Source organism: bacterium, assembly GCA_021372515.1.
Taxonomy (GTDB): Bacteria; Gemmatimonadota; Glassbacteria; order GWA2-58-10; family GWA2-58-10; genus JAJFUG01.
This window is the reverse complement of the sequence record JAJFUG010000206.1, coordinates 1-7917: the sequence shown is the minus strand read 5'-3', so window position 1 is coordinate 7917 and position 7917 is coordinate 1. Positions and strand designations below refer to the sequence as shown.

Genomic DNA, 7917 nt, shown 5'->3' with positions numbered 1-7917 from the left:
ATGCCCTTCTGCAGGATGGCCGCGGGGCCGAAGCCCGCGCTCACGCGCAAGGCGTACAATTCGGCCTCAAGTGCCGGGGGAACCACCAGCCAGCCCATTCTCAGCCCCGGGGCCAGCGTTTTCGAAAAACTGCTGCAGTGGATCACTCGCCGGTCCTCTCCGGCAAGCAGGAGATAACTGCTTGGGGGGATCCCCTCGTAGGAGAGGTAATGATAGGGGTCGTCCTCGAATATCGGGATGTCGTATCGACGGGCCAATTCAAGGATTTCCAGCCTGCGGCCCTGGCCCGTCAGTATGTCGCTGGCGGGGCCTCCGCCCTGAGCGTGCTCACGGACCGGAAATATTTCCAGGGTGACCTGGAGTTCCTGGTCCAGGCGCGCGAGGCAGTGGACATCCCGGTGCTGCGCAAGGATTTCATCTTCTCCGAATATCAGGTATTCGAGTCGGCCCTGCTGGGCGCGGACTGTATTCTTCTTATCGCCGCCGCCCTGGAGGACCGCCTTCTGGACGGCCTGTACCAGGTGGCCGGGGGCCTGAGGCTGGATGTGCTGGTCGAGGTGCACGACGAGGCCGAGGCCGGGCGGGCCGCCCGCCTGGGCGCGCGGATCGTGGGCGTCAACAACCGCGACCTGGGCACTTTCCAGGTGAGCCTGTCCACCTCGGAGCGCCTGGCTCCCCTGCTCGCCGGCGCGGCGGTGCGGGTCTCCGAAAGCGGTATCACCAGCCGCGCCGACCTCCACCGCCTGGCCGCCTGCGGCTACCGCGCGGTCCTGGTCGGGGAGCACCTGATGCGTCACCCGGACATTACTGCCGCCACCCGAGAACTTTTGGGAGCCATGTCATGAGGACCCGGATCAAGATTTGCGGGATCACCCGCTGGGAGGACGCCGCCGCGGCCGTGGACCTGGGGGTGGATGCCCTGGGCTTCGTGTTCCACCGTCCCAGCCCGCGCTACGTCATACCCGAGAACGCGATGCGTATCATCGAGCGCCTGCCGGCCTGGGTCACCCCGGTGGGTGTGTTCGTGGACACTCCCCCCACCGCGGTGCGCGACACGTTCGAGCGCTGCGGCCTGAGGCTGGCCCAGCTCCACGGCCAGGAGTCTCCGCTGGTCTGCGCCGCGCTGGGCGTGCCCTGGATCAAGGCTTTCCGGGTGGCCAAGCCCGAGGATTTGGACAGTATCCGTAATTGGAACCTGCGCAACGGTTTCCTGCTGGACAGCTTTGTCCCCGGCGCTCCCGGCGGCACCGGCCGGACTTTCGACTGGTCCCTGGCCTGCCGGGCGGTCTCGGCTGGCCCCTTGATACTGGCCGGCGGGCTGAACCCGGAGAACGTGGGCGCGGCGATCCGCACCGTGCGTCCGTTCGGGGTGGATGTTTCGAGTGGCGTGGAAAGCGCCCCCGGCGTAAAAGACCATGCCCGCATGGCGGATTTCATGGTCGCGGTGAAAGAGGCGGACGGAATCGACTGAAAGCACGGTTTATGCTTTGAAGCAGATGCAGACCATTTGCGAATCGCCGTGGCAGTTTGAACGTAGGGGCGCACCCGCGTGTGCGCCCGGGCGGACACATGGGTCCGCCCCTACAATTAAATGCGGATAGTTGATCACTGATATAGAACTCATGCACCGTCAGGATGCTTGAAGAAAGGATGACCGCACGATGAAAATCAAACTCGGACTGCCCAAGGGCAGCCTTCAGGATGCAACCATCGAGCTGTTCCGCCGCGCGGGCTACAATTTCGGGGTCAGCGAGCGCAGCTATTTCCCCTCCATCGATGATGACGAGCTGGAGGCCATGCTCATCCGGGCCCAGGAAATGGCGCGCTATGTCCAGGATGGGGTGTTCGACGTGGGCCTGACCGGCCGCGACTGGATCATCGAGACCGGCGCGGAAGTTGTCGAGGTGGCCGACCTGATCTACGCCAAGCGCAGCATGCGCCCGGTGCGCTGGGTCCTGGCCGTGCCCAACAACTGCGATGTCAAGTCGGTCAAGGACCTGCAGGGCAAGCGGATCGCCACCGAGGTGGTGAACATCGCCCGCCAGTACCTGGAGCGTAACGGCGTGCAGGCCGAGGTGGAGTTCTCCTGGGGTGCAACCGAGGCCAAGGTGCCGGAGCTGGTGGATGCCATCATCGAGGTGACAGAGACCGGCAGCAGCCTGCGCGCCAACAACCTGCGCATCGTTGAGACCGTGCTGGAGTCCACCACCAAGCTGATCGCCAACAGGAAAGCCTGGGACGACCCGGCCAAGCACGAGAAGATCGAGAACATCGCCCTGATGCTGCGCGGCGCCATCGCCGCCGAGGGCAAGGTGGGGATCAAGCTCAACGTGCCGCGCGCCAAGCTGGACGCCGTGATCAAGATCCTCCCGGCGATGAAGAACCCCACGGTCAACTCGCTCAACGACCCGGACTGGGTGGCGGTGGAGACCATCGTGGATGAAAACATCGTGCGCAAGATCGTCCCCGAGCTCAAGCGCAAGGGCGGCTGCGACATAATCGAATACCCGCTGAACAAGGTCATCCCCTGAGGCGCACACATGAGTAACCTGTTGCGAATCATCGAAACCGGCCAGGAGGAGTTCCTGGACGAGCTGGCCCGGCGCAAGGCGGATGACCTGGACCGGGTGAGCGCGGATGCCGCCGCTATCGTGGCCCGGGTGCGCCAGGATGGCGACCGGGCCCTGACAGAGCTGACCGAGAAATTCGACCGGGTGCACCTGGAACCGGAAACGTTCCGGGTCAGCCGGGATGAAATCGACTCGGCTGCGTCCGGCATCGACCCGCAGCTCGCCCGTGACCTGGAGGCGGCTTACGCCCGTATCTTGGACTACCACCGCCGCCAGGCGCCCAACTCCTGGTTCTACACGGGGGCGGATGGAGAGATACTGGGCCAGCGGGTGTTGCCCGTGGATTCTGCCGCGATCTACGCCCCGGGCGGCAAGGCCGCCTACCCCAGCAGCGTGCTGATGGGCGCGGGTGCGGCGGTGGCCGCGGGGGTGCCGCGCGTGGTGCTCCTCTCCCCTCCCGACCGTCAGGGCGGCCTCAACCCGGCCGTGCTGTTCTGTGCCCGTCTGGCCGGGATCGAGGAGGTCTACCGTCTTGGCGGAGCGCAGGCTATCGCCGCTGCGGCCTACGGCACGGAGAGCGTGCCCGCGGTGGATGTGATCGCCGGGCCGGGCAATATCTACGTGACAGCGGCTAAAAAGCTGGTCTTCGGCAAGGTGGGGATCGACATGCTGGCCGGACCCAGCGAGGTGCTGGTGATCGCAGACGAAAGCCCCGATCCCGCCTGGGTGGCGGCCGACCTTCTGAGCCAGGCCGAGCACGATGAGCGCGCCGGTTGCATCCTGGTGACCACCAGCAGCGCTCTGGCCGAAAAAGTGGCCGCGGAGTTGCAGCGCCGTCTGGAAGCCCTACCCAAGGCGGCCATCGCCGCGCAGGCGGTGGAGAATTTCAGCGCGGCGCTGGTGGCGCGGAGCATGGAGCACGCCGCCGCGTTGGCCAACCGTTTCGCCCCGGAGCACCTGGAAATCCTGACCGCCGATCCCTGGGCGATCCTTGGAAAGATACGCCATGCCGGGGCGGTGTTCCTGGGGCCCTGGAGCCCGGAGCCGGTGGGTGACTACTGGGCCGGACCGAATCACGTGCTGCCCACCGGCGGGTCGGCGCGTGTGTTTTCCCCGCTCGGAGTGGAGGTGTTCCTGCGCCGCTCCAGCCTGATTGCGTTCAACCGCGAGGCGTTCGCCGCTGCCGCGGCCCCGGTGGCCCGTCTGGCCCGGGCCGAGGGCCTGGAGGCGCACGCCCGCTCTGTTGAAGCACGAGACATTCAAGAGAAGAAGTGACTACAGCGATGAAAGACGAACTGACAGACCTGCTGCGGCCCGAGCTTCTGCCGCTCAAACCCTACCGTTCCCCGGCTTTCGAGTACAGGCTGAAAATGGACCTGAACGAAAGCCCCTTCGACCTGCCCGTGACCGTGAAAGCCGAGCTCTGGAGCCGGGTGTCCAAGCTGCTCTGGCAGCGCTATCACGATGAGTTCGAGGGGCCGCTCAAGACGGCCCTGGCTGCCTACGCCCGCTGGAACCCGGAGGGCATCCTGCTCGGCAACGGCTCGAACGAGCTGATTTTTCACAGCCTGCTGGCCACGGTGCCGGATGGCGCGGCGGTGCTCTACCCGGAGCCCTCGTTCAGCCTCTACCGTCAGAACGCCGTGGTGGTGGGCGGCCGTCCGGTGGGATTCAGCCTGGAGCCGGGGGATTTCTCGGTGGACCCGCAGCGCGTGCTGCGACTGGTGCAGGAGTACAAACCGCGCGCTGTCGTGATCTGCTCGCCCAACAACCCGACCGGCAACCCGGTGCCCAACTCGACCATCGAGGCCATCGCCGCGGGGGCCGGCTGCACGGTGATCGTGGATGAGGCCTACAGCAATTTCGCTGCGGAGGATGCCCGCCCACTGCTGGAGGCGCACCCGAACCTGGTGCTTCTGCGCACGTTCAGCAAGGCGTTCGGCCTGGCCGGCCTGCGTTTCGGGTTCTCGCTCAGCGATCCGCGCCTGGCTCTGGAGATCGGCAAGGTGCAGCTTCCGCACCACGTGAATTTCTTCACCCAGCTCGCCGCGCTGACCATGCTGGGCCACATGGACCTGGTGAACAAGCGGATCGCCGAGCTCAAGCGCGAGCGCGAGCGCCTGGAGGGCCTTCTGGCCGCGCTGCCTGGGGTGAAAGTGTTCCCCAGCCAGGCGAATTTCATCCTGGTGGAGCTGAGCGGCAAGACCCCGCAGGCTGTGTTCGAGGCCCTGCTCGCGCGCGGTATCCTGGTGCGCAACATCTCGAACTATCCGGGTCTGTCTCGCTGCCTGCGCCTGACCGTGGGCCTGCGTGCCGACAACGAGGCCCTGGCCGCGGCGTTGCGGGAGGTCCTGGCATGACAGCGGCTCCCCCCGCGCCCGTGTACCGAGAAATCGCCCCCGGCCTGCGGGCGCGGACCGATATCAGTCTGCCTGCTCTGGAAAGCCTGGATGCCGTGCTGTTCGACATCGACGGTGTGCTGGTGGAGGTGAGCGATTCGTTCCGTTCGGTGATCAGCCTGGCGGTTCAGCATTTTTTCAACAAAGTCCTTGGACAGCCGGGAGAAACAATCCTGGTCAGCCCGGATGAGACCGCGCTGTTCAAGCTGGCCGGGCGCTACAACAACGACTGGGACCTGGCCGCCGGGGCCTCGGCCTGGGGCCTGCTCAAGCTGCTTTGCCGGCCCGAGCCGCCCCGTGATATTGCCGAGCTGAGAGAGGGCGCTCCCACGCTGGAGGAGTTCACCGGCCGGATAAAGGTCGAGGGCGGTGGCCTGGAGGTGACCCTGCGCCTGGTGCGCGCGGCCCTCGGCCCGGAAAAGCGGGAGGAGTTCGACCGTCTATACCGTCCTGAGCTGGTGCGGCGTATTTTCCAGGAGTACTACGCCGGGCCGCGTCTCTGCCGTCCGTTTTACGGCTTCGACCCGGAGTATTTCGAGGGTCCGGGGCTGGTCGAGCACGAGCGGCCGATAATAGATATCTCCCTGGTGGAGCGTCTGAGCCATGCGGGGGTGGCGTTCGGCATTCTCTCCGGCCGCACGCCCGAGGAGGCGGACTACGTGCTGGCAAGCCTTGGTCTGGCGCGGCTTCTTCACCCGCGCGGACGGGTGGTGGATGACGGCCACCTGACACCCAAGCCCGACCCGGACGGCCTTCTGCACCTGGCCCGTGAGATGGGCTTTGACAGCGCGGTCTACGTGGGCGATGTCCCGGATGACTGGAGCACGGTGCTGGCCTATGGCCGGGCCGTCGAGGCCGGCCAGGGACGGGTGTCCGGCTGCATGGTCGCCACCGGGGCGAACCCCGGGGGACGGATCAGCGCGCATTTCGAGCGCGAGGGATCCCACTGGCTGGCCACGGATGTGAACACCCTTCTGCGGGCCATGCTGCAAGCTCGAATAAAAGACTGATATTCTCTTTCTCTGCACCATCACCTCAAGGGGGTAAACAATGACAGCCCCGCGCAAAGCCTCGGTGCAAAGGACCACCGGCGAGACCGCTATCTCGCTGGAGCTTGACCTGGACGGGACAGGCGTTTTCGAGGGTTCCAGCGGAGTCGGGTTTTTCGACCACATGCTGAGCGCCCTGGCGCGCCACTCCGGGTTCGCTCTCAAGCTCACCTGCCAAGGCGACCTGCACGTAGATGAGCACCACAGCCTCGAGGACATCGGTCTGGCGCTTGGCCAGGCCCTGGACCGGGCCGTGGGCGACAAGGCCGGGATGACCCGTTTCGCCCATGCCTACGTGCCCCTGGATGAGGCCCTCAGCCGCGTGGTGGTCGATTTCAGCGGCCGCGGGCTGCTGGTGTTCCGGGGTGAGTTCCGCCGCGAGCGCGTGGGCGAGCTGCCCACCGAGATGGTGGAGGAATTCTGGCGCGCCGTGGCTACCAAGGCCCAGATCAGCCTGCACATGGAACTGATCTACGGCAGCAACGCGCACCACCAGGTGGAAAGCCTTTTCAAGGCCGCGGCACGGGCTTTGGGCACGGCCACGCGGCTCGTGGAGGGGCAGAAAGGCATCCCCTCGACCAAGGGCGTGCTCTGAGACAGAAAGCGCAGCGGAGGGCCGGGCCATCCTCCGGGGGCCGCGCAGGGCGCCTTCGGCGCCGCGGGTGAAACCCGCCCGCCGTTTCACGGCGGCTGCGCGGCCCCCGCTCTGCGCCAGGGACAACTCGAACAGTTAAGACAACCGAAGATTCTGACAAACGGGTTTTCGCACAATGAGCCAGAAAAAAATGATCAACATAGTCGATTCCAGGATGGGCAACCTGCGCAGCGTGGAGAAAGCTTTCCAGTTCCTGGGGTTCGAGGCGCGGATCAGCCCCGACCCGGCCGACATCGATCCGGCCAGCCACCTTGTTCTGCCCGGGGATGGCGCTTTCGGCAAGAGCATGCAGAATATCCGCGAGCTGGGGTTCGAGAAGCCGATCCGCGATTTTATTGCCTCGGGACGGCCGTTCCTGGGCATTTGCGTGGGGTTCCAGCTCCTGTTCGACTCCAGCGAGGAGATGGGCGAGCACCAGGGCCTGGGCCTGTTGCCCGGCAAAGTGGTCAAGTTTCCGCCCGGCCGCAAGATACCGCACATGGGCTGGAACCAGATCCACTGGACCCGGCCCTCGCCGTTCAACGCGGGCGTGCCGGAGGGATCTTTCTGCTATTTCGTGCACTCCTACTACGCCCTGCCTGGTGATGAGCGCGACACCCTGGGCCGCACCGATTACGGCCTGGAGTTCGCCTCGGTCATGGAGCGCGGCAACCTGTTCGCCGTGCAGTTCCATCCCGAGAAGAGCCAGGAGGCGGGCCTGCGGATGCTGAAAAATTTCGCCGAAATGTGAGAGGACCGACCCCATGCCGGTGATAATTCTGCCCGCCATCGACCTGATGGACGGGCGCGCGGTGCGTCTGCGCCAGGGTAAAAAGAGCGAGCGCACGGAGTATTTCGATGATCCCGCTATCCCGGCCGACAGTTTCGCCCGGGCCGGGGCCAGGTTTATCCACGTGGTTGACCTGGACGGCGCTTTCGAGGGCCAGTCGAAAAACCTCCCCACTGTGGAACGTATCGTCCGGGCAGTGGAGGGCCGCGCCGCGGTGGAGCTGGGCGGCGGTATCCGCAGCCTGGAGCATGTGCGGCGCGTGCTGGATCTGGGGGTGAGCCGGGTGATCCTGGGCACCGCGGTGCTGACCGACCCGGGGCTCGCCGCTTCCGCTGTCGCGCGTTTCGGCGCGGAGCGGGTCGTGGTGGGGCTGGATGCCAGGGACGGCCTCGTGGCGGTGCGCGGCTGGGAGGAAGTTAGCGCGCTCAAGGCCCTGGATGTGGCCCGCTCCTTGAGCGGCTCGGGCATAAAGCGT

At 65.9% G+C, this 7917-nt stretch carries 10 protein-coding genes; 9 read left to right on the top strand and 1 reads right to left on the bottom strand.

Annotated features, from left to right (window positions below; translation table 11 throughout):
* On the bottom strand, positions 1-257 hold a 257-nt coding region (locus LLH00_18545; GenBank protein MCE5273282.1), incomplete at its 3' end, for an aminotransferase class I/II-fold pyridoxal phosphate-dependent enzyme.
* Here LLH00_18545 and LLH00_18540 point away from each other — a divergent pair.
* The 9 genes from LLH00_18540 to LLH00_18500 all read left to right on the top strand — a co-directional run.
* On the top strand, positions 210-845 hold the full coding sequence (locus LLH00_18540) for an indole-3-glycerol phosphate synthase TrpC (protein ID MCE5273281.1): 636 nt from the start codon (positions 210-212) through the stop codon (positions 843-845). The two genes, LLH00_18545 and LLH00_18540, sit on opposite strands and share 48 nt — an antisense overlap.
* The gene (locus LLH00_18535; GenBank protein MCE5273280.1) at positions 842-1471 is read left to right on the top strand and encodes a phosphoribosylanthranilate isomerase; all 630 of its coding nucleotides are present in this window, start codon (positions 842-844) and stop codon (positions 1469-1471) included. Before LLH00_18540 ends, LLH00_18535 begins: the two co-directional genes overlap by 4 nt.
* A 190-nt stretch (positions 1472-1661) precedes the next feature.
* Positions 1662-2531 (top strand): ATP phosphoribosyltransferase, encoded by an 870-nt coding sequence (gene hisG, locus LLH00_18530; protein ID MCE5273279.1) that lies wholly within the window; start codon positions 1662-1664, stop codon positions 2529-2531.
* A 9-nt stretch (positions 2532-2540) separates the two neighbouring features.
* A complete protein-coding gene (gene hisD, locus LLH00_18525) occupies positions 2541-3845 on the top strand; it encodes a histidinol dehydrogenase (GenBank protein MCE5273278.1) in 1305 nt (434 codons plus the stop codon).
* 8 nt (positions 3846-3853) lie between these two features.
* A complete protein-coding gene (gene hisC, locus LLH00_18520; GenBank protein ID MCE5273277.1) occupies positions 3854-4930 on the top strand; it encodes a histidinol-phosphate transaminase in 1077 nt (358 codons plus the stop codon).
* Complete coding sequence (locus LLH00_18515; GenBank protein ID MCE5273276.1) at positions 4927-5979, top strand: HAD family hydrolase; 1053 nt, start codon at positions 4927-4929, stop codon at positions 5977-5979. Before hisC ends, LLH00_18515 begins: the two co-directional genes overlap by 4 nt.
* 40 nt (positions 5980-6019) lie before the next feature.
* Positions 6020-6613: an imidazoleglycerol-phosphate dehydratase HisB gene (gene hisB / locus LLH00_18510; protein MCE5273275.1), complete on the top strand. Its 594-nt coding sequence runs from the start codon at positions 6020-6022 to the stop codon at positions 6611-6613.
* A gap of 190 nt (positions 6614-6803) precedes the next feature.
* On the top strand, positions 6804-7403 hold the full coding sequence (hisH, locus tag LLH00_18505; GenBank protein MCE5273274.1) for an imidazole glycerol phosphate synthase subunit HisH: 600 nt from the start codon (positions 6804-6806) through the stop codon (positions 7401-7403).
* A 13-nt stretch (positions 7404-7416) separates the two neighbouring features.
* A partial coding sequence (locus tag LLH00_18500) for a 1-(5-phosphoribosyl)-5-((5-phosphoribosylamino)methylideneamino)imidazole-4-carboxamide isomerase (protein MCE5273273.1) occupies positions 7417-7917 on the top strand: 501 nt, incomplete at its 3' end.

Coding starts and splice junctions, on each gene's coding strand:
- LLH00_18540 (MCE5273281.1), top strand. CDS start 210: ATGATAGGGGTCGTCCTCGAATATCGGGATGTCGTATCGACGGGCCAA.
- hisH (MCE5273274.1), top strand. CDS start 6,804: ATGATCAACATAGTCGATTCCAGGATGGGCAACCTGCGCAGCGTGGAG.
- hisD (MCE5273278.1), top strand. CDS start 2,541: ATGAGTAACCTGTTGCGAATCATCGAAACCGGCCAGGAGGAGTTCCTG.
- LLH00_18535 (MCE5273280.1), top strand. CDS start 842: ATGAGGACCCGGATCAAGATTTGCGGGATCACCCGCTGGGAGGACGCC.
- hisB (MCE5273275.1), top strand. CDS start 6,020: ATGACAGCCCCGCGCAAAGCCTCGGTGCAAAGGACCACCGGCGAGACC.
- hisG (MCE5273279.1), top strand. CDS start 1,662: ATGAAAATCAAACTCGGACTGCCCAAGGGCAGCCTTCAGGATGCAACC.
- LLH00_18515 (MCE5273276.1), top strand. CDS start 4,927: ATGACAGCGGCTCCCCCCGCGCCCGTGTACCGAGAAATCGCCCCCGGC.
- hisC (MCE5273277.1), top strand. CDS start 3,854: ATGAAAGACGAACTGACAGACCTGCTGCGGCCCGAGCTTCTGCCGCTC.